Origin of the sequence: Chelativorans sp. ZYF759 (genome assembly GCF_012911015.1) — a bacterium.
GTDB lineage: Bacteria > Pseudomonadota > Alphaproteobacteria > Rhizobiales > Rhizobiaceae > ZYF759.
In genome coordinates this window covers 1-24,934 of the sequence record NZ_WVVV01000014.1, presented here as the reverse complement: position 1 = coordinate 24,934, position 24,934 = coordinate 1, and the positions used below count along the sequence as shown (strand labels likewise).

Annotated in this window: 28 protein-coding genes; 21 read left to right on the top strand and 7 right to left on the bottom strand. The window is 63.7% G+C overall.

All coding sequences use genetic code 11. From position 1 onward, the window contains the following. Positions 1-5: 5 nt before the first annotated feature. The 4 genes from lpxA to GRZ55_RS18400 all read left to right on the top strand — a co-directional run bounded on the left by lpxA (position 6) and on the right by GRZ55_RS18400 (position 3,199). On the top strand, positions 6-836 hold the full coding sequence (lpxA, locus tag GRZ55_RS18415) for an acyl-ACP--UDP-N-acetylglucosamine O-acyltransferase (RefSeq protein ID WP_169288424.1): 831 nt from the start codon (positions 6-8) through the stop codon (positions 834-836). Then, entirely contained in the window at positions 820-1,710 is an 891-nt protein-coding gene (locus GRZ55_RS18410; protein ID WP_169288423.1) for an LpxI family protein, read from the top strand. Before lpxA ends, GRZ55_RS18410 begins: the two co-directional genes overlap by 17 nt. Next, the gene (gene lpxB / locus GRZ55_RS18405; RefSeq protein WP_169288422.1) at positions 1,707-2,885 is read left to right on the top strand and encodes a lipid-A-disaccharide synthase; all 1,179 of its coding nucleotides are present in this window, start codon (positions 1,707-1,709) and stop codon (positions 2,883-2,885) included. Before GRZ55_RS18410 ends, lpxB begins: the two co-directional genes overlap by 4 nt. Before the next feature lie 62 nt (positions 2,886-2,947). Continuing rightward, positions 2,948-3,199: a GlsB/YeaQ/YmgE family stress response membrane protein gene (locus GRZ55_RS18400; protein ID WP_169288421.1), complete on the top strand. Its 252-nt coding sequence runs from the start codon at positions 2,948-2,950 to the stop codon at positions 3,197-3,199. Here the strand turns inward: GRZ55_RS18400 and GRZ55_RS18395 are convergent. The 5 genes from GRZ55_RS18395 to hemB form a co-directional block, all read right to left on the bottom strand. Then, positions 3,165-4,070 (bottom strand): metallophosphoesterase, encoded by a 906-nt coding sequence (locus GRZ55_RS18395; RefSeq protein WP_169288420.1) that lies wholly within the window; start codon positions 4,068-4,070, stop codon positions 3,165-3,167. The two genes, GRZ55_RS18400 and GRZ55_RS18395, sit on opposite strands and share 35 nt — an antisense overlap. Positions 4,071-4,074: 4 nt before the next feature. After that, positions 4,075-5,019 carry a diacylglycerol kinase family protein gene (locus GRZ55_RS18390; RefSeq protein ID WP_169288419.1) on the bottom strand — a complete coding sequence of 315 codons (945 nt, stop codon included), beginning with the start codon at positions 5,017-5,019 and terminating at the stop codon, positions 4,075-4,077. A gap of 128 nt (positions 5,020-5,147) precedes the next feature. After that, the gene (locus tag GRZ55_RS18385; RefSeq protein ID WP_169288418.1) at positions 5,148-5,906 is read right to left on the bottom strand and encodes an arginyltransferase; all 759 of its coding nucleotides are present in this window, start codon (positions 5,904-5,906) and stop codon (positions 5,148-5,150) included. Between the two features lie 125 nt (positions 5,907-6,031). Then, the gene (locus GRZ55_RS18380) at positions 6,032-6,502 is read right to left on the bottom strand and encodes an RDD family protein (protein WP_169288417.1); all 471 of its coding nucleotides are present in this window, start codon (positions 6,500-6,502) and stop codon (positions 6,032-6,034) included. Between the two features lie 75 nt (positions 6,503-6,577). Next, on the bottom strand, positions 6,578-7,609 hold the full coding sequence (gene hemB / locus GRZ55_RS18375) for a porphobilinogen synthase (protein WP_169288416.1): 1,032 nt from the start codon (positions 7,607-7,609) through the stop codon (positions 6,578-6,580). A gap of 165 nt (positions 7,610-7,774) precedes the next feature. Here hemB and GRZ55_RS18370 point away from each other — a divergent pair, with 165 nt between their 5' ends. From GRZ55_RS18370 to GRZ55_RS18325, 10 genes are all read left to right on the top strand, one after another. Then, positions 7,775-8,206: a DUF6163 family protein gene (locus GRZ55_RS18370; RefSeq protein ID WP_246734864.1), complete on the top strand. Its 432-nt coding sequence runs from the start codon at positions 7,775-7,777 to the stop codon at positions 8,204-8,206. Positions 8,207-8,350: 144 nt separating this feature from the next. Next, positions 8,351-8,866, top strand: coding sequence for a MarR family winged helix-turn-helix transcriptional regulator (locus GRZ55_RS18365; protein WP_169288415.1), 516 nt, complete (start codon positions 8,351-8,353; stop codon positions 8,864-8,866). A gap of 253 nt (positions 8,867-9,119) precedes the next feature. Next, positions 9,120-10,388 carry a murein L,D-transpeptidase gene (locus GRZ55_RS18360; protein ID WP_169288414.1) on the top strand — a complete coding sequence of 423 codons (1,269 nt, stop codon included), beginning with the start codon at positions 9,120-9,122 and terminating at the stop codon, positions 10,386-10,388. Positions 10,389-10,567: 179 nt separating this feature from the next. After that, entirely contained in the window at positions 10,568-11,881 is a 1,314-nt protein-coding gene (gene glyA, locus GRZ55_RS18355; RefSeq protein ID WP_169288413.1) for a serine hydroxymethyltransferase, read from the top strand. Positions 11,882-11,916: 35 nt separating this feature from the next. Further along, positions 11,917-12,375, top strand: coding sequence for a transcriptional regulator NrdR (gene nrdR, locus GRZ55_RS18350; RefSeq protein WP_169288412.1), 459 nt, complete (start codon positions 11,917-11,919; stop codon positions 12,373-12,375). Positions 12,376-12,422: 47 nt separating this feature from the next. Next, positions 12,423-13,499, top strand: a complete 1,077-nt coding sequence (gene ribD, locus GRZ55_RS18345; RefSeq protein WP_169288494.1) for a bifunctional diaminohydroxyphosphoribosylaminopyrimidine deaminase/5-amino-6-(5-phosphoribosylamino)uracil reductase RibD — start codon at positions 12,423-12,425, stop codon at positions 13,497-13,499. Continuing rightward, positions 13,499-14,107 (top strand): riboflavin synthase, encoded by a 609-nt coding sequence (locus GRZ55_RS18340; RefSeq protein ID WP_169288411.1) that lies wholly within the window; start codon positions 13,499-13,501, stop codon positions 14,105-14,107. Before ribD ends, GRZ55_RS18340 begins: the two co-directional genes overlap by 1 nt. A gap of 149 nt (positions 14,108-14,256) precedes the next feature. Beyond that, a complete protein-coding gene (locus GRZ55_RS18335; RefSeq protein WP_169288410.1) occupies positions 14,257-14,703 on the top strand; it encodes a 6,7-dimethyl-8-ribityllumazine synthase in 447 nt (148 codons plus the stop codon). Positions 14,704-14,708: 5 nt separating this feature from the next. Beyond that, a complete protein-coding gene (gene nusB / locus GRZ55_RS18330; RefSeq protein ID WP_169288493.1) occupies positions 14,709-15,215 on the top strand; it encodes a transcription antitermination factor NusB in 507 nt (168 codons plus the stop codon). Then, positions 15,212-16,429 carry an MFS transporter gene (locus GRZ55_RS18325; protein ID WP_169288409.1) on the top strand — a complete coding sequence of 406 codons (1,218 nt, stop codon included), beginning with the start codon at positions 15,212-15,214 and terminating at the stop codon, positions 16,427-16,429. Before nusB ends, GRZ55_RS18325 begins: the two co-directional genes overlap by 4 nt. Before the next feature lie 6 nt (positions 16,430-16,435). On the opposite strand, the gene GRZ55_RS18320 is transcribed toward GRZ55_RS18325, so the two are convergent. Next, positions 16,436-17,356 (bottom strand): LysR family transcriptional regulator, encoded by a 921-nt coding sequence (locus GRZ55_RS18320; RefSeq protein ID WP_169288408.1) that lies wholly within the window; start codon positions 17,354-17,356, stop codon positions 16,436-16,438. A 96-nt stretch (positions 17,357-17,452) separates the two neighbouring features. Here GRZ55_RS18320 and GRZ55_RS18315 point away from each other — a divergent pair, with 96 nt between their 5' ends. From GRZ55_RS18315 to GRZ55_RS18305, 3 genes are all read left to right on the top strand, one after another. Beyond that, positions 17,453-18,175, top strand: coding sequence for an SDR family oxidoreductase (locus GRZ55_RS18315; RefSeq protein WP_169288407.1), 723 nt, complete (start codon positions 17,453-17,455; stop codon positions 18,173-18,175). 62 nt (positions 18,176-18,237) lie between these two features. After that, positions 18,238-18,516 carry an Atu4866 domain-containing protein gene (locus GRZ55_RS18310; protein WP_368856644.1) on the top strand — a complete coding sequence of 93 codons (279 nt, stop codon included), beginning with the start codon at positions 18,238-18,240 and terminating at the stop codon, positions 18,514-18,516. Positions 18,517-18,718: 202 nt separating this feature from the next. Continuing rightward, the gene (locus GRZ55_RS18305; protein WP_169288405.1) at positions 18,719-20,848 is read left to right on the top strand and encodes a sodium-translocating pyrophosphatase; all 2,130 of its coding nucleotides are present in this window, start codon (positions 18,719-18,721) and stop codon (positions 20,846-20,848) included. 69 nt (positions 20,849-20,917) lie between these two features. On the opposite strand, the gene GRZ55_RS18300 is transcribed toward GRZ55_RS18305, so the two are convergent. After that, complete coding sequence (locus GRZ55_RS18300) at positions 20,918-21,199, bottom strand: transcriptional regulator (protein ID WP_169288404.1); 282 nt, start codon at positions 21,197-21,199, stop codon at positions 20,918-20,920. Between the two features lie 490 nt (positions 21,200-21,689). Between GRZ55_RS18300 and rpsL the strand changes: the two genes are divergently transcribed. The 4 genes from rpsL to GRZ55_RS18280 all read left to right on the top strand — a co-directional run. Continuing rightward, a complete protein-coding gene (gene rpsL, locus GRZ55_RS18295) occupies positions 21,690-22,061 on the top strand; it encodes a 30S ribosomal protein S12 (RefSeq protein WP_169288403.1) in 372 nt (123 codons plus the stop codon). A 62-nt stretch (positions 22,062-22,123) separates the two neighbouring features. Beyond that, a complete protein-coding gene (gene rpsG / locus GRZ55_RS18290) occupies positions 22,124-22,594 on the top strand; it encodes a 30S ribosomal protein S7 (protein ID WP_169288402.1) in 471 nt (156 codons plus the stop codon). Positions 22,595-22,630: 36 nt separating this feature from the next. Continuing rightward, positions 22,631-24,721 (top strand): elongation factor G, encoded by a 2,091-nt coding sequence (gene fusA, locus GRZ55_RS18285; protein ID WP_169288401.1) that lies wholly within the window; start codon positions 22,631-22,633, stop codon positions 24,719-24,721. Positions 24,722-24,786: 65 nt separating this feature from the next. Beyond that, on the top strand, positions 24,787-24,934 hold a 148-nt coding region (locus GRZ55_RS18280; protein ID WP_246734594.1), incomplete at its 3' end, for a GTP-binding protein.

Below are 24,934 nucleotides of genomic sequence, written 5' to 3'. Positions count from 1 at the left end.
GGTTCGTGAGCGACACTTTCATACACCCCATGGCCGTCATCGAGGATGGCGCCCGGCTCGGTACCGGCGTGCATGTCGGCCCCTTCTGCCATGTATCCGCCGATGCGGTCCTGGGCGACGGTGTCAAACTCGTTTCCAATGTCTCGATCCTTGGCGCCACAACCCTCGGGGCGGGTTGCGAGGTCCATCCCATGGCCGTCCTCGGTTCGCCGCCGCAGAACTTCAAGCACAAGGGTGGACGCACGACGCTGACGATCGGGCGCGACTGCGTCATCCGTGAAGGCGTGACGATGCACTTGGGCACCGATACCGCCCGGGGCACCACCACTGTGGGCGACGGCTGCTATTTCATGAACCACGTCCATATCGGCCACGATTGCCACGTCGGCGACGGCGTCATCATGGCGAGCGTTGCCACGCTGGGTGGCCACGTGGAACTGGGCGACCGGGTCAATATTGGCGGCCTGTCGGCTGTCCACCAGTTCGTGCGCATCGGTCATGACGCCTTCATCGGTGGCATGACGGCGATCGTCGGCGATGTGATTCCCTACGCTATCGCCGCGGGCAACCGCGCGCGCCTGCGCGGTCTCAATGTGGTGGGTCTGCGTCGCTCGGGCCGCAGCGCCAGCGAACTCCGGCGCATGCGCGAGGCCTATCGCGCGATCTTTGCTGGCGATGCCGGTTTGGCCGAGAACCTTGCCAGGGCCGGGGAGACCTATGCCGACTTCGAGCCGGCCATGCAGATTGTCACTTTCCTTTCGGAACGCGGCAAGCGTCAGTTCACCCTTCCCGACAGGGGCGGGGGCCAAGACGATGCGGATGCAGGCGGTCACTGAGCCAGCAACATCGGCCGTGGCGGGCGCGCGCCGGATCGCCATCGTTGCAGGCAGTGGAGCGCTTCCCGTCGAGGTCGCGCAGACATTGCTGCGCACGGGACATCATCCCTTCGTCATCCTGCTCGCGGAAGAAGCCCGCGCCCAGGATTTCGAAGGTTGCGAGACCGTCACGATGGCGCTGGAGGAATTCTGCGATTTTGTTGCCGTCCTGCGGCGAGCCGGCGCCAGCCACATGATATTTGCGGGCGGCGTGGCCCGTCGTCCGGCACTGTCGCGCATGAAGTGGCGGCTCGGCATGTTGGGGCTGCTCCCGCAGATCGCCAGAGCATTGACCCGCGGCGACGACGGCCTGCTGCGGGCCGTGTTGGACTATTTCGAAGCCAGTGGCTTCCGGGTTCTGGGCGCCCATGAAATTGTCCCTGACCTGTTGGCGCCGCTTCAGCTTCTCACGCGCCGCGCGCCCTCCAAGGCCGATGAGCGCGACATTGCCGCTGCCTTTCAGGCGGCGGTGACGATCGGTGATCTCGATATCGGCCAGGCAGCGGTTGCCGTTGGTGGACGGGCGGTGGCCCTCGAGGGGATCGAGGGAACGGATGGCCTCCTGGAGCGGATGGCCGCCATGCGCGATCACGGCCGCCTGGGCGGGCGCGAAGGCGGTGTTCTCGCAAAATGCGCCAAGCCGCGCCAGGAGATGCGCGCCGACCTGCCGGCCATCGGACCGGGCACGGTCGAAGGGGCACATAAGGCCGGTCTGGCCGGCATCGCCGTCGAGGCGGACCGGACTTTCATCCTCGAGTGCAGCCGCGTCGTCCAACTTGCGGACGAATTGGGGCTTTTCGTGGTGGGACGCCGACGCGAGGACCACAGCTCATGACCGCTCCGCTGAAGATCGGAATCGTTGCCGGCGAGGAGTCCGGCGATATGCTGGCCGCCGATCTGATTGGCGAGATCGAGGCGCGAACCGGTCGCACCGTCGAATTGTGCGGCGTCGGAGGCCGCCATCTGGAAGCCAGAGGGCTTCGCTCTCTCTTTGATGGTTCCGAAATCGCGCTGATGGGTGTTTCCGCCGTCGTCAGGGATCTTCCGCGGCTCGTCATGCGCATCGGGCAGACAGCGCGGTCGATTTCCGCCTTCGATCCCGACTGCGTGCTCACCATCGACAGTCCTGCCTTCGGATTGCGGGTCGCAGGCCGCATCAAGGCGCGCCGGCCGGACATTCCGATCATTCAGTATGTGTGCCCCAGCGTGTGGGCTTGGGCGCCCGGTCGCGCGCACAAGATGAAGAGCCAGGTGGATCACGTGCTGTGCCTGCTGCCCTTCGAGCCGGAGGAACTGCGGCGCCTGGACGGGCCGCGGGGCACGTTCATCGGCCACCGCTTGACAGCCGATCCCGACATCGCGTCCGTCGTCGCGGCGCGGGCGGCACGTGAGGAGGCGAGCGAAAGCCCGACACTGCTCGTCTTGCCGGGTTCGCGCCGATCGGAAGTCGCCCGGCTGGTCGAACCTTTCGGCAAGGCGCTCGAACTGTTGAAGGAACGGGGCAACCGGCTCGATATCGTGGTGCCGACATTGCCGCGTCTGGAGCCTGCCATCCGGGATGCCGTGGCCGGTTGGCCCTTTGCCGTGGAGATCGTCACCGGTGCACAGGAGAAATGGGCTGCCTTCGCGCGCGCGGACGCCGCCTTGGCTGCGTCGGGCACCGTTACGCTGGAACTTGCTCTCGTCGGCATCCCGATGGTGTCCTGCTACAAATCCGACTGGATGATGCGGGCTGCGCGCGGGTTGATCACCACCTGGTCTGCGGCGCTCCCGAGCCTGATCGCCGACAGGCCGATAATCCCCGAATATTATGACGAGTATCTGCGTCCGCAGCGTCTTGCACGCGAGCTTGAGCAGTTGCTGGTCGATTCCCCCGCCCGCAAGGCGCAGCTCGAAGGTTTCCAGAGGATGCGTGCCCGGTTGGAAACCGATCGCCCGGCGCGTGTGATCGCGACCGATATCGTGCTGGGCGAGATCGAGCGTGCGCGCCGCGCATCGTCTTCGCGCTGAACCGCGCAACAATGGAGCCGCATCTGCGTTATGGTGCGGCAGTCAATCATTGGAGGGGTGGGATGTCGATCATCTGGACCGTCATCATAGGGTTCTTCGCCGGCGTTTTCGCCAAGCTCGTCACGCCCGGCGACAATCATCCCGGCGGCTTCATCCTGACCACGATCCTCGGCATTCTGGGTGCCGTTCTGGCCACTTGGGTAGGGCAGGAGATCGGATGGTATCAGGAGGGCGAAGCCGCGGGCTTCCTGGCTTCGATCGTCGGTGCGGTCGTCGTGCTTACGATTTGGGGGTCCGTGCGCGGCCGCGGCTGACCTTCGGCGCGGGGGCAGCCGATGGCGTCTCCGCCGTCGGTGCAGCCTTCGCGGTCACGTCCTGCCGTGTCATCCAGCCGGTCTTCTGCCATTCGCGCAGGCCCACGCGCACGTCGCCGTTCTCGATGTCGATGAGATTATAGGCGTTGAGGTGACCGGCGCGCCGCCGTGTCGATATCGTGGTTGACGCCTGCGCAACCATGACCGGCGCTGCTGCCGCTTCGTTTGCGCCGACCGGGGCACCGGCCGCGATCTCCGCACCGGATTCGTGTCGCCGCACGTAGGACATGTGGAAATGTCCCGACAGAACCAGGCGCACGCCGAGCCGCGCGAAGGTGGCCAGCGCAAGATCGGCCCGCTTGACCCGGCGCATCGGCTTGGCCATTGGCTCTTCAGGATGCATCAGCGGATGGTGCGCGACGACGATGCGAATGGCGTCGGGAGATGCCTTCGCAAACCGCTTTTCAAGGTCTTTCAACTGGTCGCGGCTGATCGTTCCATCTGCCCAGTTCAGGCCCAGGCGCGCGCGCCGCGAGGTCCGCAACCCGGCCAGGGCGACGCCGCCGAGTTCGAGGAACGGCTCAATGTCGCGCGAGATGTAGCGCTTGTAGAGACCATAGGGGCTGACGAACCGCTTCATGACGTTGGCGAGCGGTATGTCATGATTGCCCGGGACTGCGAAGAAAGGGATGTCGAGCGAATCGAGAAAGGCCCGTGCAGCTTCGAATTCCGCCGCGGTGCCGCGTTGGGTGAAATCGCCACTGATGACGACCAGATCCGGTTTCTGTCCGGAAAGCTCCGCGGCCAGGCCCTCCGCGAGTTCCTCGTCGTGCTTGCCGAAATGCAGGTCCGAAAGATGCGCGATCCGCATGAACTCAGCTCTCCCGGCCCACCGATGCGGGGCCTTCAATTGTCTCGTCATCTGTGGCCACCGGCGGCGCCAGCACCTTCAGTGCACCGGGGCGTATCGAGAAAGCAAGGGGAGGCTCAATCGCAACGATTTCTCCGTCGAGCATGACGTTCAGCGATTTCTTCCGGCTGCGTATGGTCACGTCCTCGACGCTCTCGACCTGTAGAGCGTCGTCGCTGCGCCACCGTCCGAGCAGAAAGCCGAAGCAGAGCCGCAGGAGATCGCCCACGCTCAGATGCTTGAGGATGTAGAGAGTGAGGATGCCCGCATCGAGCCGCGGGCGCGAAAAAAAGCGCGCAAAACCCTCCGCATAGGCATTGCTGGCCACCGCCACGGCCTGCACCCTGTGGATGCGCCGCTCGCCGTCTGAATGGGCGATCTCGACCGCCAGCCGCCGGGAACGGAAGAGGCGGCGGAAGAAATAGCGCATGAACGCCAGCTTGGCGACGAAGCTCTCGCGTCCGCGAAGAAGCTCCCGCCCGGCGGCGATACCTGGCACGAAGCCGATCACCACCTTGTGCAGAAAGAGGTGGCCATTGACGAAACCGACATCGATGTGACGCACCCGCATGCCGGCCGAGCCCTCCAGCCACTCGTCGAGATCGAGCGGGATGGCAAGGTCGCGGGCCAGCAGGTTGGCCGTGCCCATCGGCAGGATCGCGAGCGCCTTGTCGCTGTCGATCATGGCGCCGGCCAATGCCGTTACCGTGCCATCGCCGCCGGCCGCGACGAGAACTTCCGCGTCGCTCGCCACTGCTTCCGCGATCCGTTCCGCCAGTGGCCGGTCGGCATCGGCATCCACCGTCGCCTCGTGACCGTAGTCGACCAGGCGGTCACGAAGATCATCGCCGGTGAGACCTGTTTCCAAGGCGGTGCCGGAATTGGAATTGAATATGACGTGACAGCGCATTGGCTTGCGAATCCTGCGGTCCGAAGCGGGGCCTTGCGGACAGACTGCCACAACGACGCCGACGGCGTCGCGGTTCCACGGCCGATTATTTCATTGCGTTGGTCTGAGTTGTGGCGTCGAAGGGGAGTTCAGCCTGACGGTTCCCCGTAACGCTCCCATCCCCGCGGGCCGAGATGCTCCTGGGGCCGGTAGCGTACCTTGTAGGCCATCTTCGGCGAGCCATCGACCCAGTAGCCGAGATAGACATGCGGCAGGCCGGCTGCCCGCGCCCGCTCGATATGATCCAGGATCATGTAGGTGCCGAGCGAGCGGTCCTCCATGTCGGGATCGAAATAGGAATAGACCATCGACAGCCCGTCGGCCATCCGGTCGGTCAGGGCAACGCCGATCAGATCCCCTTCGCCCTTGCCGGTGATGAAGGAAGCCGGACCACGCTTGCGGTATTCGATGACCTTCGTCTCCACATGCGTGTCCTCGACCATCATGGCGTAGTCGAGCACCGTCATGTCGGACATGCCGCCGCGCTTGTGACGGGCGTCCAGATACTGCCGGAAAAGCGAATATTGCTCGGTCGAGGGTTCGGCTTGGTGCTCGACGCCGATCAGGTCGGCATTGCGCTGCCACACGCGCTTCATGTTGCGGGTCGCCTTGAACTCCTGCGCAAGGATGCGCACCGACACGCAGGCGCGGCAGGTTTCGCAGGCCGGGCGATAGGCGATGTTCTGTGAGCGTCGGAAGCCGCCCTGCGTCAAGAGGTCGTTCAACTCGGGCGCCTTGTCGCCCACGAGGTGGGTAAACACCTTCCGTTCGAACTGGCCGGACAGGTAGGGACAGGGCGAAGGTGCCGTGAGGAAGAATTGCGGAGAATTGGTTGGCTGATGCTTCATGGACCGTCGACTGGCGATTCGCCCCGGATGTGCAACCTCGGATGAAGGTCTCGAATACCAATGAAGACGTCAACTTTGCTGGCTTGGCAAGCCCGCAGATGTCACATTGGCCCGATGGCCGGGTTCTAGCGATCCGTGCGTGCGACGACGGTGCCGAGAAGCAGGTCGTGGAGGGTCCGCTTGCGGTCGAGAAACAGCGGCGCCAGCAGGATCAGCGGCGTGAGGATGACGTTGCCTGCCCAGAAGAGCACCGTATGAACGAGCGCGAGCACGCCATCCACGGGGCGCTGGTCGAGCCGCTCGAGCCGGACTCCCATCATGTTCATGCCGACCGTCGCCTGGCTTGCACTGCCCAGCGTGAACCAGATGTAGAGCAGCGCCACCGTGGGGAACAGCGCGCCGAACAGCATCCAGCCAAGCCCGAGCGTAAGGATGCCGAGCAGGAAGACGATGATCGCGAAGGGCACGCACAGTAGAGCCACGATCACATAATCAACGATAAACGCGAAGATGCGCCGCGTGCGCACGCCCTCATAGGTGCGCGCATCGTCCAGTCGTGAAGTGATGATTTCGCCGTCCAGCGTCTCGATGCTCATATCTCTGCCCTGATCCTGGTGATATGCCCCGCCCTTTGAGATGGGTACGGCGGCCTCACGATCAAGGGAACGCGTCTAGCGTTGCAGCAGTTCCGCCACGCGCGGCGCGAAATAGGTCAGGATGCCGTCGCAGCCGGCACGCTTGAAGGCCAGCAGGCTCTCCATCATCGCTCTTTCGCCATCCAGCCACCCATTGGCGCTGGCCGCCTCGATCATCGCGTACTCGCCCGACACCTGGTAGGCGAAGGTCGGCACGGCGAAGGTGGCCTTCAACCGATGCACGATGTCGAGATAGGGCAGGCCGGGCTTGACCATGATCATGTCGGCGCCTTCCGCGAGATCCTGCTCTGTCTCGCGAACGGCCTCGTCCGTGTTCGCCGGGTCTATATAATAGGTCTTCTTGTCGCCCTTGAGCAGACCGCCGGTGCCGATCGCCTCGCGATAGGGCCCGTAGAAGGCCGAAGCAAACTTCGTCGCATAGCTCATGATGGCGACATCCTGGTGGCCGGCTGCGTCCAGTGCATCGCGAATGGCGCCGATCCGTCCGTCCATCATGTCCGATGGCGCAATGACATCCGCGCCGGCCTCTGCCTGCAAGACGGCCGCCGCCGCGATCTGGGCGACCGTCTCGTCATTGACGATGATGCCGTCGCGCAGGATCCCGTCATGGCCGTGGCTGGTGAAGGGATCGAGCGCGACATCGGTGATCACGCCGATCTCCGGTACGGCGTCCTTGATTGCGCGCGTGGCGCGGTTGATCAGATTGTCCGCGACCAGGATGTTGGAGCCGGTCTCGTCACGCAGCGACATGTCGACATTCGGAAAGATCGCCAGGGCCGGAATACCGAGCCGCGCGGCGCGCTCCGCCTCGCGTGCCAGAAGGTCGGGTGAAAGCCGCTCGACGCCCGGCATGGCTGCGATCGACTCGCGTCGGTTCTCGCCCTCGATGGCAAAGACGGGCCAGATGAGGTCGTCGACCGTCAGCCGATTTTCCTGCACCAGCCGCCGCGACCAGTCCGCCTTGCGCATCCGCCGAAGCCGGCGGCCCTGGGTGATTTCATCCACGCTGCGCTGCATGGCTGTCCCGATCGGCGTGTGTCTGTTCATCTGCGGCTCCCTTTCCTGGCACGATCTAGCATGCGGCCCCGCCGGATCAAAGCTGGACCGGCACGTGCGGGGGGCTGGCGCTCTTCCTTCGCCCCGCCTGTCCAATTATTGTGCCGCGAATCGTCAGCCAGCCGCACGATGCGGAACGGCTCGCGGATCGGGGGCATGATGGCGCTGACTGCAGAGGAGGGAAAGGGCAAGGTTCTGCAACCGAGCTTGGCCGAGCTGGCCTTTCAGTGGTTCTACCGCCTTGTCGCGCTCTACTGCCTGCTGTTCGGACTGCTCTACTGGGTCAGGCTCGTCGGTTTTTATGAGGGCGGCGACTGGCGTTTCGACCTCATGCCCGTGCATTGGCAGATCGCCGCGTCGACGCTCGCCGTGCTCTTTCCCTTTGCCGCGAGCGGGCTGTGGATGCTGGCCTCCTGGGGGCCGGTCGTCTGGTTTCTCTGCGCGATCATCGAGGGGGTGATGTATCTGGGTTATCCGGAGCTTTTCGGCGCGCGCCCCAGCCTCGTGCTCTCGCATATGTTCGTGGCCTTGCTCTATCTCGGCTTCCGGCTGGTCATCCATATCCAGAAGCGGCGCGCCGGGCGTTAACCCTTTCTTGCCCATCGCGGGGAATGTCGGCGCGTAAGGCTCTGTTAAGTCTGCGCTTTAAGTCGAATTTTAGGTGCATTCGATAGTGTGGCGTCAAGGTGAGAAGAAAAAACACATCACCAGGCGTTAACGAGAGGCACCACCATGATGAACCCGCGTATGGCGGCGAAGACCGCCGAAGGCAACGAAGATCGCAAGGATGCGATTCGCTCCCTTTACCTGGAATCCCTTCAGCTTGTTGAGCGGCTGCACCGCCGTTTGCTTGATGTCGTCAAGGACGAGTTCGAGCGGCAGGGCCGCAGCGACATCAACGCGATCCAGGCTCTGCTCCTCTTCAATATCGGCAATGCGGAACTGACCGCCGGAGAACTGCGCACCCGCGGCTACTATCTGGGCTCGAATGTCTCCTACAATCTGAAGAAGCTGGTCGAACTCGGCTTCATCAACCACCAGCGCTCGCGGATCGACCGTCGCTCGGTTCGCGTCAGCCTGACCCCGAAGGGCATGGACGTCGCGGAGGTGGTCAACGGCCTCTATGAGCGTCACATCGGGTCCATCGAGCAGGTGGGCGGCATCGATCTGGACGAGTTCCAGCAGATGAACCGCGCTCTGCAGCGTTTGGATCGCTTCTGGAACGATACCATCGCCTATCGCATGTAGGGTAGGGCAGGTGACCTCTCGGTCTGGAGGGCTGGCGCGATAATCGCCGGCCCGCTTGCCGTTTGATGCGCGTTGAGGCGCGGGCGCCACGATGCCGCCATATTGCAATGTGACTTCCGCTCTGACCTTGGGTCATGTTTTGACCTGGAAGGGCGGTGGACGCGATGGGGCAATTTGTTAAGGTTACCTCATCTAGTCTTGCCGCAAGCGCCTCGGGCGCTGGGCATCACTCAATTGGCAATCGGAACCATCGATGAAAACCAGTCGACGCAGCTTCATCACGGGTGTTGGCGCGGCGGCGGCCACCGCGCTTGCGGGCACCGCCCATGCGCAGGGTGTTCTTGAGGAGATCTTCGGATCGACCAGGCGCGGGACGTGGAACGACCAGTTCGACGCACGCGTAAGCGAGGGTGGCGAGGTCGTCAATTCGCTGGTCACGTCGCAGCCCATCATGAGCACCGAGACGCTTTACAACGTCGAACAGGCGATCGCCCAGTACTCCAACCTGGCCGCGCGTGGCGGTTGGCCGATGGTGCCTGCCGGCAAGCAGCTGCGGATCGGCGTTGTCGATTCGGATGTCGAGGCCCTGCGCCAGCGTCTGATGTTCTCCGGCGACCTGTCCGAGCGCGCCGGCATCAGCCCCTCCTTCGACACCTATGTCGATGCGGCACTCAAGCGCTTCCAGAGCCGTCACGGCCTTCCGGCCGATGGCGTCACCTCTCAGCACACCTTTGCCGCCATGAACGTCTCGACGCAGGTCAGGCTCGGCCAGCTTGAGACCAATCTGGTTCGCCTCAACTCCATGGCAAATGGTGATCTCGGCCGTCGATACGTGATGGTCAACATTCCCGCTGCCCAGATCGAGGCTGTCGAGAATGGCCGCGTGGTCTCGCGTCACACCGCCATCGTGGGCAAGATCGACCGCCAGACGCCCATCCTCGAATCCCGCATCCACGAGGTGATCGTCAATCCATACTGGAACGCGCCGGTCTCCATCGTGCGCCGCGACATCATCCCCTTGATGCGTGAAAACCCCAATTATCTGCAGGACAACGCGATCCGGCTGATCGATGGAAGCGGCAACGAGGTCGATCCCATGACCGTCGACTGGTCGACGGATGAGGCGACCCGCCTTCGCTTCCGCCAGGATCCGGGCCGCATCAACGCCATGGCCTCGGTGAAGATCAACTTCCCGAACCAGCATGCCGTCTACATGCACGACACACCCCAGCAGAGCCTGTTCAACGACATCGAGCGCTTTCACTCATCGGGCTGTGTCCGCGTCCAGAACGTCCGCGATCTGGTTACCTGGATGCTGCAGGGCACTGAAGGGTGGGACCGCCGCCGCTTCGAGGAGACGATTCACAACGATGCCGACGTGACCGTACGTCTTGGTGATCCCGTGCCGGTCTATTTCACGTATTTTTCGGCCTGGTCGACCGGACAGAACGTTGTCCACTTCCGTGATGACGTCTACGGCAAGGATGGCGTCGCCGAGCTTCAGATATCGTCCGCCTTCTGATTTGCCGCAGGCATTTCTGCCGGAAAGCCGTCCCTCGGGGCGGCTTTTCGCGTTAAGGCCGGGCGTCTTGCACCGCAATGATTTTCCAGCATGTCGCATGGAAGCCCGTCGGCATCTGTGCTAAGGCGCGCCGTTCCCAGGCTCCGGATCTGAACATCCACGCAGAGAGGTTTCTCGACATGGCGAATGCCGCACTGACCGAGGCGAAGGCCGACGACTTCTTCAGCCAGCCGCTGGAGGACCGCGATCCCGAAATTTTTGCCGCCATCGCTGGTGAACTCGGTCGCCAACGCCAGGAAATTGAGCTGATCGCATCCGAAAACATCGTCAGCCGCGCTGTCATGGAAGCGCAGGGCTCGGTGATGACCAACAAATATGCCGAGGGCTATCCCGGCAAGCGCTATTATGGCGGCTGCCAGTTCGTCGACGTGGCCGAAACCCTCGCCATCGAGCGCGCGAAGAAGCTGTTCGGTTGCGAATTCGCCAATGTGCAGCCCAATTCCGGCAGTCAGATGAATCAGGCCGTGTTCCTGGCCCTCTTGCAGCCGGGCGACACCTTCATGGGCCTGGACCTCAATTCAGGCGGCCATCTCACCCATGGCTCGCCCGTCAACATGTCGGGCAAGTGGTTTAATGTCGTCTCCTACGGTGTGCGAAAGGACGACAACCGGCTCGACATGGATGAGGTCGAGCGCCTCGCCAACGAGCACAAGCCGAAGCTGATCATCGCTGGCGGTACCGCCTATTCGCGCATCTGGGACTGGAAGCGTTTCCGTGAGATCGCGGATTCGGTCGGCGCCTATCTGATGGTCGACATGGCGCACATCGCTGGCCTTGTGGCCGGTGGCGCGCACCCGTCGCCCCTGCCGCACGCCCATGTGGTCACCTCGACCACCCACAAGTCGCTGCGTGGCCCGCGCGGCGGCCTGATCCTCAGCAACGATCCCGAGATCGCCAAGAAGGTCAATTCGGCGGTGTTTCCCGGACTGCAGGGTGGACCGCTGATGCATGTGATCGCCGCCAAGGCCGTGGCCTTCGGCGAGGCGCTGCGCCCGGAATTCAAGACATACGCGCATGACGTGGTGGCCAACGCCAAGGCGCTGGCTGCAAGCCTCCAGGAGACCGGGCTCGACATCGTGTCGGGCGGTACCGAAAACCATTCGATGCTGGTCGACCTGCGTCCCAAGAACGCAACGGGCAAGCGGGCCGAAGCAGCTCTCGGGCGCGCTCACATCACCTGCAACAAGAACGGCATTCCTTTCGACCCGGAAAAGCCCTTCGTGACCTCCGGCATCCGGCTCGGCACGCCGGCAGGCACGACGCGCGGCTTCGGCGTCGCCGAGTTCCGTGAGATCGGCCAGCTGATCTCCGAGGTGATGGACGGCCTCAAGGCAGCCAATTCGGACGAGGGCAATGCAGCGGTCGAGGCCGCGGTTCGGAGCAGGGTTGAGGCCTTGTGCCAGCGCTTTCCTCTCTATCCATATCTGGGTTGAGGGCGCTGACCACGCCAGCACGATAAGAGGCGCCGATGCGCTGTCCCTTTTGTCAGTCCGAAGACACGCAGGTGAAGGATTCGCGCCCTGCGGAGGATGGCGTGGCCATCCGACGCCGGCGCGTGTGTCCCGATTGCGGCGGGCGCTTCACCACCTTTGAGCGCGTGCAGCTGCGTGAACTGGCGGTCCTGAAGAAGTCGGGCCGCAAGGTGCCCTTCGACCGCGACAAGCTCATGCGCTCTGTCGAGATCGCGTTGCGCAAGCGCAACGTCGATCCCGACAGGGTCGAGCGTGCGGTCTCCGGCATCGTGCGCCAGCTGGAAAGCTCCGGCGAATCGGAGGTCGCCGCCGATGAGATCGGCCGCCTTGTGATGGAAGCGCTCAAGGGGCTCGACGACGTCGCCTATGTGCGTTTCGCCTCGGTCTACCGCAATTTCCGCGAAGCCCGTGACTTCCACGATCTTCTCGGCGAGCTGAAGGGCGAGGAGGAATAGCCGTGGCTGGCCGATCGGGTTTCGGCGAGGATGTCGACCGCCGCTTCATGGAAGCCGCCATTCGTCTGTCGCGCAGGCATTTGGGCCTGACCGGCACCAATCCGTCTGTCGGCACGCTGATCGTGCGGGATGAGGGCGCCGGCCCCTACATCGTGGGAAGCGGCGTCACCGCTTTGGGCGGCCGGCCGCATGCCGAGACCCAGGCGCTGGCCGAAGCCGGCGAACTGGCGCGCGGCGCGACCGCCTATGTCACGCTCGAACCCTGCGCCCATCACGGCCGCACGCCGCCTTGCGCCGAGGCGCTGGTCTCCGCCGGCGTCACCCGCGTCATCGGCGCCGCCAGCGACCCCGACGCCCGGGTTTCGGGTCGTGGCTACGCCATTCTGCGCGAGGGCGGCGTCGAGGTCATCGAAGCCATCTGCCGCGAATCTGCCGCCGATCTCATGCGCGGTTATCTGACTCGATCGGTGAAGAAGCGCCCCGAAGTGACTCTCAAACTTGCCATTTCGGCCGACGGCATGATGGGGAGGCACGGCGAAGGGCAGGTGGCCGTCACCGGCGAGATCGCGCGCAGCCAGGTGCATGTCATGCGTGCGGAATCCGACGCGATCATGATCGGCATCGGCACCGCGCTCGCCGACGACCCGCAGCTGACCTGCCGTTTGCCGGGCATGGCGCAGCGCTCGCCCATCCGCATCGTTCTCGACGGCGCGGCGCGCCTGCCGCTCGCTTCCCGCCTCGTGGCATCCGCGCGACAGGTCCCGCTTCTCCTCGCCGCCGCGCCGGATGCGGACCCGCGGCGCCTGGAGGCTCTGGCCAATGCCGGCGTCACCATCCTCGGAACGGAACGTTTCGAGGGCCGCGTCGCGCTTCCCGAACTCCTGGAGGATCTTTCCGAACGCGGCATCGCCACGCTCATGGTCGAAGGTGGCGCCGCGGTTGCGCGCGCCTTTCTGGATGAGGGCCTCGTTGATCGTCTCTGCCTGTTCGAGGGGCCGGCTGCGATCGGGCCGCAGGGCATCGCCGCGCCTGTCCTGCCGGCGACCGTCGGTCCGGAATTCACTGCCAGCCGCCACCAGCGGTTCGGAGACGACGTTTATCGCGAATATGTGAGGTCCCTCTGATGTTCACCGGCATCGTCACCGATATCGGCACCGTCGACGGTATCGAGGCCCTGCCCAAGGGCCGCCGCTTTCGCATTGCCACGGCCTACGATCCTGCAACGATCGATATCGGCGCCTCCATCGCCTGCGCGGGTGTCTGCCTGACCGTGGTCGCCTTGCCCGAGCCGGGTACGAACCAGCGCTGGTTCGAGGTCGAGGCCTGGGAGGAAGCGCTGCGGCTGACAACCGCGGGAGCCTGGGAGGAGGGCACCCGCGTCAATCTCGAGCGTGCCCTCAAGGTCGGTGACGAACTGGGCGGCCACATCGTCTCGGGCCATGTCGACGGGATGGCGGTGATCGTGGGGCGCGAAGAAGAAGGTGAGGCCGTCCGCTTCCGCATCGAGGCGCCCACCGCACTGGCCCGTTTCGTCGCGCCCAAGGGGTCCGTGGCACTCGACGGCACCTCGCTCACGGTCAACGCCGTGGAGGGCGACGTCTTCGACGTCCTTCTCATCCACCATTCTCTCTCGGTGACGACGTGGGGAGAGCGTCAGGTCGGGGACGCGCTCAACATGGAAGTCGACACCATGGCCCGCTACGCCGCCCGCCTGCTCGAAACCCGCCCGTAAGGCGCTGCCCCGGCGAGGCCTTGCGTCCGGGGCCGGGTGATTACCGATCCGGCTTGCGCGGTAAGGCCGCATGTCGGATCGGTATCCAATCAACCGCTTGCGGATGAGCACATATCGGCCTAAGTCACCGGCGATTGCCGGAGACATTTATGGCCAAGCCCGAATCCCCCAAGCTTCTCATCGTGGAAGCGCGTTTCTACGACGACATTTCCGACGCGCTGCTGAAGGGCGCGACGGCCGCGCTCAAGGCGGCCGGTGCGACCTATGACGTGGTCACGGTGCCCGGTGCGCTGGAGATTCCGGCCGCGATCGCCTTCACCTTCGACGAAGAAGGCTCTGAGTATGACGGCTATGTCGCGCTCGGCTGCGTCATCCGGGGCGAGACCTATCATTTCGAGATCGTCGCCAACGAATCGAGCCGCGCGCTGATGACGCTGTCGGTCGAGGAACAGCTGGCGATCGGCAACGGCATCCTCACGGTCGAGAACGAGGAGCAGGCCTGGGCACGCGCCGATGTCGAGCGCGGTGACAAGGGTGGATTTGCCGCGCGCGCGGCTCTGACCATGATTTCCCTCAGGGACCGACTGGGAGCCTGAGCGTGGTGGAAAAGACGGACGACAATACACCCGCACGCGGTTGGCGACCCGCCAACAAGCGTGGAACCGCGCGTCTTGCTGCGGTTCAGGCGCTCTACCAGATGGACGTGGCGGGAAGTGGCCTGCTCGAAATCACCGCCGAGTATGAATCGCATCGCCTCGGCAAGGAGGTCGATGGCGACCTCTACCGTGAAGCCGATCCGCAATGGTTTCGCGCCATCCTGTCGGGCGTGGTCGAGAACCAGAAGGTCGTGGATCCCGTCATCCGTCAGGCGCTGACCGAAGACTGGCCGCTCTCGCGCCTGGATTCGACCTTGCGGGCGATTCTGCGTGCCGGCGTCTACGAATTGATGAAGCGCAAGGACGTGCCCGTCGCCGTCATCCTTTCTGAGTACGTGGACATCGCCAAGGCCTTTTACGAGGAAGACGAGCCCAAGCTGGTCAACGCCGTGCTTGACCGGGTCGCCCTGCGACTTCGGGGAGAGGGGCGTTCCGGAGGCGCCGCGCGATGACCGTGCTCAGTGCCGGCGAGGCAAAGCGGAACGCTGTCGTTCTGTCCGTTTCCCAGGCCGTTGTCGGCGCTGCCACCCCCATCACCATCTCGCTCGGCGGTCTGGCGGGCTACTACCTGCTGGCAGCCGACAAGTCGCTGGCGACCGCGCCCGTCACGGGCTTCAATATCGGCGTCGCCCTGGGCGCGCTGCCGGCGGCCGCCATCATGCGCTGGATCGGCCGTCGCAACGGCTTCATGAGCGGCACCGTGGTCACCGCGATCGGCGGCGTGGTGGCGACGCTGGCGCTATTCGAGGGCAATTTCTGGCTGTTCGCCATCGGCCTGTTGATCGTCGGCGCCGGCAATTCCTTCGTCCAGCAATACCGTTTTGCCGCCGCCGACAACGCGCCGGCCCAGTTCAAGGCCAACGCCATTTCCTGGGTGCTGGCTGGCGGTGTCTTTGCCGCCATCATCGGCCCGCAAGCCGTCATCTGGACCCGCGATCTTTTTGCCCCGGTGATGTTTGCGGGTGCCTTCGCGGCCATCGTCGTCCTGGCGCTTCTCGGTCTTTTCGTCCTGTCCTTTCTGCGTGTGCCGGATGCCTCGGTCCCGGTCGCGGCGGCCACGCCGCCCCAGCCGGCCCGCGAACTCAAGCAGATCGTTTCCCAGCCGCGTTTCATCGCCGGCATGAGCTGTGGTGTCGGCTCCTATGCGCTGATGAGTTTCGTCATGACCGGCGCGCCGCTGGCCATGGTCGGTTGCGGCTTCACGCCGGATGAAGCCGCCCTGGGCATTTCCTGGCATGTGCTGGCCATGTTCGCTCCGAGCTTCGTGACCGGGCGCCTGATCGGGCGTTTCGGCAAGGAGACGATCGTGACGACCGGCATGATCCTCCTGATCGGCTCTGCCATCGTCGCGCTATCGGGTATCCAGCTGTGGCAGTTCTGGACCTCGCTCGTTCTTCTTGGTGTGGGCTGGAATTTCGCCTTCATCGGGTCGACCGTCATGGTCGCGGTGACCTACCGTCCGAGCGAGACCAGCAAGGTCCAGGGCTTCCACGACTTCATCCTGTTCTCCACCGTCGCCTTCGGCTCTTTCATGTCGGGCGTGGTCTACAATGTCTGGGGCTGGGACATGCTGAACTGGATCGTCTTCCCGGTCACGGTGTTCTGCCTTGTCGCGCTGGCCTATCTGGTGATGGTTGCCCGCCGCACGCCGCTCGCCACCCCCTGAGGGTTTTCAGACACTCTTGCGCGCATCCTCCTCCCGGCTCCGCCGCCAGCGGTGGACATGGTCGACCAGCGCGCGCAGTTTCGGGGCAATGTTCCGGCGTTGCGGATAGTAGAGTTGGAAACCCGGAAACGGCGGCAGGAAATCTTCGAGCAGCCAGACGAGATCACCCTTCTCCACATGGGGGCGAAACGTCTCGCGTGTCGCGAATGTGATCCCGGCACCGGCGAGTGCGCTACGCAGCATCAGCCGCAGGTCGTTCGTCGTGATGCGGGGATTGACCGCCACGTCCAGGGCAATGCCGTTCTCCTCGAACTCCCAACGATACGGTGCCGAGTGGGGCGCTGGACGCCACCCGATGCAGCGATGATGGACGAGGTCGCGCGGATGGGACGGCGCGCCATACGCGGCAACATAGGTTGGTGCCGCCACCACGGCCTCACGTTGGAGGCCGGTGATCGGCACGGCGACCATGTCCTGTTCGACAACTTCGCCCAGCCGCACTCCCGCATCGAATCCTTCGGCTACGATGTCGAAGATGTCGTCGGTCACCGTCACGTCGATGGTTATGCGGGGATGCGCTTCAGCGAAGCTCGCCAACAGCGGGCCGGATAGGAATTCCTCCGCGATCGAGGTGACGGCCAGCCGGAGCAGGCCACGCGGTGCGTCGTCCGCCGAGACGTCTTCCAGTGCAGCCATGATGTCCGTCATCGGCCCGGACACGCTGTCGCGTAGCCGCTCGCCCGCTTCCGTCAGGCGGACCGAGCGGGTGGTGCGGGTGACGAGCGCGATGCCGAGCAGATCCTCGAGCCGGCGTATGCCCTGGCTAACGGCGGAACGCGTTACCCCGAGCCGGTCTGCGGCAGCACGGAAATTGTTCGCTTCGGAGACGGCCTGGAACAGCGCCAGCAGGTTCATGTCGATTTTCATTGTCCAGCTCTGATAACCAATAAGTCAAGCACTGGACGGATACCGACAACAGCCAGGAAGGTCCACTCTTGTTTGGCAAACGAACAGGAGTGGACAATGGACAAGGTCATTTTGGTAACCGGTGCATCTGGCGGGATAGGGGAGGCGATCGCGCGGGAACTGGCCGCGCACGGCGCCACCGTGCTCCTCGGCGCGCGCCGTCTCGAACGCGTCGAGGCGATAGCGGCCGAAATCCGCCTGACGGGCGGCACCGCCGATGCCGTGGGGCTCGATGTCGCCGACCGGCAATCGATGTTTGATTTCGTGCGCGCCGCCCAGGATCGTTGGGGACGCGTGGATGTCCTGGTCAACAACGCGGGCATCATGCCGCTCTCGCCGCTGTCGGCCGGCATGCACGACGAGTGGGAGCGAATGGTGGACGTCAACATCAAGGGGGTGTTGTGGGGGATCGGTGCGGTCCTGCCGATCATGGAACGGCAGGGGCATGGGCAGATCGTCAACATCGGCTCCATCGGTGGGTTGCGTGTGGTGCCGACCGCAGCCGTCTATTGCGCGACCAAGTTCGCCGTGCGCGCCATTTCCGAAGGCCTGCGTCAGGAGAGTTCCAAGATACGGGTCACCTGCGTCAATCCCGGTGTCGTCGAGAGCGAACTGGCTTCCACCATTACCCATGAAGAGACCAGGGCGGCGATGGATGAGTACCGCGCCATCGCCTTGAAGCCCGCGGACATCGCGCGCGCGGTCCGCCATGTCGTCGAGGCGCCGGATGATGTTGATACCAGTGAGATCACCATCCGCCCCACGGCCTCGCCGCGGTGACCTTTCGCAGCCGCAATTGCCGCAGGACCTCGGCGCTGACCTCGCTGGTCACGGCCGCCGGGATCCTGGCGACATCGGCCATCCACGCATTGGAGAATTCCCCCATGGCAGAACATGCCTATGTCGGTATGTGGCATACCGCAGACGGACACATTCGGCACGAATTGCTGCCCAATGGCAGATATGTCGAGGCCAGAGGCAACCGCGAACGCGCCTATCAGGGGCGCTATGAGATCCGAGGCGACCATATCGACTATTGGGACGATACGGGTTTCACCGCGGATGGCGAGTTCGTTGACGACGTTCTCTATCATGCGGGGATGGTTCTCCACCGGCAGTGATCGCCGATGCCGCCTGACCAAGCCGCGGAGTCGGGTGGTTGGGGGGACCTTTTCCAGTACCGATGCACACCCGCCAACTTCTGATCTTGACAGAAGTGTTTCCGATAAGTGCGAATGGCGCCGGATTTCGCTCCGGCGATTCCGTCTGCCTTCATCGGTCCGGGGAGGGGTAACGTTCGGGCCAGAATAAGGGAAATTCGGCATGACAATGCTTTACGTCGTCATTGCCTGCGGTCTGCTTTCAGTCCTTTACGCCATATGGGCGACGCAGTCGGTCCTCGCGGCCGATCAGGGCAATGCACGCATGCAGGAAATCGCGGGTGCGATCCGGGAGGGTGCGCAAGCCTATCTGACAAGACAATACACGACCATCGCCATCGTCGGCGCAGTGGTCTTCGTGCTGGCCTGGTGGTTGTTGACCTGGGCGGCGGCCGTGGGCTTCCTGCTCGGCGCGGTGCTTTCCGGCGCCGCCGGGTTCATCGGCATGCATGTCTCCGTCCGCGCCAATGTGCGGACCGCCCAGGCAGCCTCCCACAGCCTGGCCGCCGGCCTCGACATCGCCTTCAAGTCGGGCGCCATCACCGGCCTTCTGGTGGCGGGTCTCGCACTCTTGTCGATCTCCGTCTATTTCGCGGTCCTGCTGAGCATGGGTTATGACGCGACCGGACGCACCGTGATTGACGCGCTGGTGGCGCTCGGTTTCGGCGCTTCGCTCATCTCGATCTTCGCCCGACTGGGCGGCGGCATCTTCACCAAGGGCGCCGATGTCGGCGGTGATCTCGTCGGCAAGGTGGAAGCCGGGATTCCCGAGGACGATCCGCGCAACCCGGCCACGATTGCCGACAATGTGGGTGACAATGTCGGCGACTGTGCCGGCATGGCCGCGGATCTCTTCGAGACCTATGTGGTGACCATGGTCGCCACCATGGTGCTGGCGTCTCTTTTCTTCACCGGCGATACGGCATTCACGCTGATGCTGTTCCCGCTCGTGATCGGCGCGGCCTGCGTGGTCACATCGATCGCCGGCACCTTCTTCGTCAAGCTCGGTGCCAACAACTCGATCATGGGCGCGCTCTACAAGGGCTTTTGGGCGACGGCCGGTCTGTCGGTGATCGCCGTCGGCATCATCGTCTGGGGCTGGCTCGGCGGCGGCACCGCCTACACGATGGCGAACGGCACCACATTTCCGGCGTCGAACCTCTTCTTCTGCGGCGTTGTGGGGCTTGCCGTCACGGGCCTGATCATCTGGATCACGGAGTATTATACCGGCGTCAACTATCGCCCGGTCCGCTCCATCGCCCAGGCTTCCGTGACGGGCCATGGCACCAACGTCATTCAGGGCCTCGCCGTCTCGCTGGAAGCGACCGCCATGCCGGCGATCGTCATCGTTGCGGGCATCGTCATCAGCTATCTTCTGGCTGGGTTGTTCGGCATCGCCATTGCAGTGACGACCATGCTGGCCCTTGCGGGCATGGTCGTGGCGCTCGATTCGTTCGGGCCGGTCACGGACAATGCGGGCGGCATCGCCGAGATGGCCGACCTGCCGCCGGAGGTGCGCAACACCACCGACGCGCTTGACGCCGTTGGCAACACGACCAAGGCGGTTACCAAGGGCTACGCGATCGGCTCGGCCGGTCTCGGCGCGCTGGTGCTTTTTGCCGCCTATACGGAGGACCTCCGGTTCTTCGCCTCCGTCGCCGAACCTGGTTCCTTCTTCGAGGGGGTGACCGTCGACTTTGCGCTGTCCAACCCCTATGTCGTCGCCGGTCTGCTCATCGGCGGGCTGTTGCCGTTCCTGTTTGGCGGCATGTCGATGACGGCTGTCGGCAGGGCGGCCGGCGCGATCGTCGAAGAGGTGCGCCGTCAGTTCCGGGAGAACCCGGGCATCATGAAGGGCGAGGTCAAGCCGGATTACGGCCGCGCCGTCGACCTTCTGACCAAGGCGGCCATCAAGGAGATGATCATTCCTTCGATGCTGCCGGTGCTCTCGCCGATCGTGGTCTTCCTGGTGTTCTACTTCGTTGCCGGCAAGGACCAGGCCTTTGCCGCCGTGGGCGCGATGCTGCTCGGAGTCATCGTCACGGGCCTGTTCGTGGCCATTTCCATGACCGCCGGCGGCGGCGCCTGGGACAACGCCAAGAAGTTGATCGAGGACGGCTTCGTCGACAAGGACGGCGTACGTCACGAGAAGGGCTCGGAAGCCCACAAGGCTGCCGTCACCGGCGACACGGTGGGTGACCCTTACAAGGATACGGCCGGCCCGGCCGTGAACCCGATGATCAAGATCACCAACATCATCGCCCTGCTGCTCCTGGCCGTACTGGCACACTGATCGGCAGCGGAAATTGAAGAGGGCCGCGGGATTGCTCCCGCGGCCCTCTTGATTCCGGGACCGGTTCGGTCAGACCGGTTCCTCGAAGGTGACGACCGACACATCGCCCTCGATCGCACCCTGCCATGCCGACTGATGCGGCTCCTCGAGGGGTTGGCCTTCCATCTCCCCGATCTGGTCGAGCTCGGCTTCCGCATAACCCTCCTGCGCGAGAGCCTCGAGCGCCAGGCGCACCGCGGAATCGTCATCCGGCGCCACCAGCATGACATGCACGCCCTCGCTGTCGCCGCCTTTTTCCTTCCAGACGCGACCCGAGATCAGCGTGACCCGCGATTCTTCATTGTCGTTCACATTGATTCCCTTCCTGCCTGGTCTTGCGATTCGTGCCTGGGCGCCCATTTAACGAGTCGGGCTTCACCCCGCCCTGTCTTCTGCTGCCATTTTTACATGGATGGGGGCATGGGGGCAGTCTCCGGACAGTCATTTTGTATGACGTGTCGCCGGTCTCGCGAAAGAATCTTCCGCAAGGCTCGGTACAGCCCGCTGATCCGCGATTTTCGTGGCTTCGGGGTTGACGGGGAAGGGGTCTGGAGATAGAAGCCGCATCAACTGAGCCGATGTGAGGCCTGTTCATTCGGTGCGACCCGCGCTGAAGTTCGCCTCAAACAGGGTTCGTTCTACGAGCGAATGACATCTCCGGCTGCATGAAGTGCCCAGGCGCTTCCTCTGCGATTTGTTCGGGCAGGACCGCAAGCAAGCGGTGCGTTGCCCGGATTTGTGCATGGAAATGTTCGTAACGGCCCTTTGGGCTCGACAGGTATTGAGACAGAAGGAAGGTTTGATGCCTACCGTCAACCAGCTGATCCGCAAGCCGCGCACTGCGCCGGTGAAGCGCAACAAGGTTCCGGCCATGCAGGAAAACCCGCAGAAGCGGGGTGTCTGCACGCGCGTCTACACCACGACGCCGAAGAAGCCGAACTCGGCTCTGCGTAAGGTCGCCAAGATCCGCCTCGTCAATGGCTTCGAGGTGATCGGCTACATTCCTGGCGAAGGCCACAATCTTCAGGAGCACTCGGTGGTCATGATCCGCGGCGGTCGCGTGAAGGATCTGCCCGGCGTGCGCTACCACATCATCCGCGGCGTGCTCGACACCCAGGGTGTCAAGAACCGCAAGCAGCGCCGCTCCAAGTACGGCGCAAAGCGTCCGAAGTAGGTTTTCCGGCTTCGGCGCTTCCGTTTTCGGGCGCCGGCCGCTGATCGTGAGAGACTAAAGATATGTCCCGACGCCACCGTGCAGAAAAGCGTGAGATCAACCCCGATCCCAAGTTCGGCGATCTGGTGATCACCAAGTTCATGAATGCCGTCATGTATGACGGAAAGAAGTCGGCTGCCGAGAGCATCGTCTACGGTGCGCTCGATCAGGTCAGCGACAAGACCAAGCAGGAGCCGGTCGGCGTCTTCCACCAGGCGCTCGAGAACGTCGCTCCGCATGTCGAGGTTCGTTCCCGCCGCGTCGGTGGTGCGACCTACCAGGTGCCGGTCGATGTCCGTCCGGAGCGCCGTCAGGCGCTGGCCATCCGCTGGCTCATCACCGCTGCGCGCAACCGCAACGAGACGACCATGATCGAGCGCCTGTCCGGCGAACTCATGGACGCGGCCAACAACCGCGGCACCGCCGTCAAGAAGCGCGAAGACACCCATAAGATGGCCGAAGCCAACCGCGCTTTCGCCCATTACCGCTGGTAATACCGGCGCGATCGAGACTCGAAAGGCATCCTCCCCATGGCCCGCGAATACAAGATCGAAGACTACCGCAATTTCGGTATCATGGCGCATATCGACGCCGGCAAGACCACGACCACCGAGCGCGTGCTCTTCTACACCGGCAAGTCGCACAAGATCGGCGAAGTCCACGACGGCGCCGCGACCATGGACTGGATGGAGCAGGAGCAGGAGCGCGGCATCACGATCACGTCCGCCGCGACCACGACCTTCTGGGAAGGCCGTGACGGCAAGAAGCGCCGCTTCAACATCATCGACACCCCCGGACACGTCGACTTCACCATTGAGGTCGAGCGTTCGCTGCGCGTGCTCGATGGTGCAATCGCGCTTCTCGATGCCAATGCCGGCGTGGAGCCCCAGACCGAGACCGTCTGGCGCCAGGCCGACAAGTATCACGTCCCGCGCATGATCTTCTGCAACAAGATGGACAAGATCGGCGCCGACTTCTACCGCTCCGTCGAGATGGTGAAGAGCCGTCTGGGTGCCGACCCGGTTGTCGTGCAGCTGCCCATCGGTGCCGAGAATGATTTTGTCGGCGTCGTCGACCTCATCGAGATGAAGGCCCTCGTCTGGAAGTCCGAGAACCTCGGCGCCGAGTGGGACATCGTCGAGATTCCGGCCGACCTCAAGGACAGGGCCGAGGAATACCGCGAGAAGATGATCGAGCAGGCCGTCGAAATGGACGAGGCCGCGATGGAGCGCTATCTGGAAGGCGAAATGCCCTCCAATGACGAGATCCGCACGCTCATCCGCAAGGGCACCATCCTCGTCAAGTTCTTCCCGATGTTCTGCGGTTCCGCGTTCAAGAACAAGGGCGTGCAGCCGCTTCTTGATGGTGTGGTCGATTTCCTTCCCTCGCCCGTGGATGTCTTCGCCATCAAGGGCGTCGATCCCAGGAACGAGCAGGAGATCACCCGCAAGTCTTCGGATGACGAGCCGGTCTCCATGCTTGCCTTCAAGATCATGAACGATCCCTTTGTCGGCTCGCTCACCTTCTGCCGCGTCTATTCGGGCGTCCTGAAGAAGAGCGTTTCGCTGGAGAACACCGTGAAGGGCAAGAAGGAGCGCATCGGCCGCATGCTGCAGATGCACTCCAATTCCCGTTCCGACATCGACGAGGCCTATGCGGGCGACATCGTTGCGCTGGCCGGTCTGAAGGACACGACCACGGGCGACACGCTCTGCGATCCGCTGAACCCCGTCATTCTCGAGCGCATGGAGTTCCCCGATCCGGTCATCCAGATCGCGATCGAGCCCAAGACCAAGGGCGACCAGGAGAAGATGGGCCTCGCGCTCAATCGCCTCGCCGCTGAGGACCCGTCCTTCCGCGTCAAGACCGACGAGGAAAGCGGCCAGACGATCATCGCGGGCATGGGTGAGCTTCACCTCGACATTCTCGTCGACCGCATGAAGCGCGAGTTCAAGGTCGAGGCCAATGTCGGTGCGCCGCAGGTTGCCTATCGCGAGACGATCACGCGGGTTGCCGAGATCGACTACACCCACAAGAAGCAGACCGGTGGCACGGGTCAGTTCGCCCGCGTCAAGATCGTCTTCGAGCCGAACCCGGAAAGCGACGAGTTCGTTTTCGAATCCAAGATCGTCGGCGGCAACGTGCCGAAGGAATACATCCCGGGCGTCCAGAAAGGCATCCAGAGTGTTCTGTCCTCCGGTCCGCTGGCTGGCTTCCCGATGCTTGGCGTCAAGGCGACGCTGATCGATGGTGCCTATCACGACGTCGATTCGAGCGTTCTTGCCTTCGAAATCGCCTCGCGTGCGGCTTTCCGCGAGGGTGCCCAGAAGGCGGGCGCTCAGCTTCTCGAGCCGATTATGAAGGTCGAGGTGGTGACGCCGGAAGACTATGTGGGCGGCGTGATCGGCGATCTGAACGGCCGTCGTGGCCAGATCCAGGGTCAGGAGACACGCGGCGTCGCGGTGGTGATCAATGCGATGGTCCCGCTCGCCAACATGTTCAAATACGTCGATACGCTGCGGTCGATGTCCCAGGGCCGCGCCCAGTACACGATGCAGTTCGACCATTACGAGCCTGTGCCGACTGCTGTCGCCCAGGAAATCCAGAAGAAATTCGCCTGATCGGGCGTTCCAGAACAACAAGTTAATTCAGGCCCCTGCTGGGCTGATAGAAGTGGAGAACTCACATGGCCAAAAGCAAATTCGAGCGCAACAAGCCGCATGTGAACATTGGCACGATTGGTCACGTTGACCATGGCAAGACGTCTTTGACGGCTGCGATCACGAAGTATTTCGGCGAGTTCCGCGCCTATGACCAGATCGACGCGGCGCCTG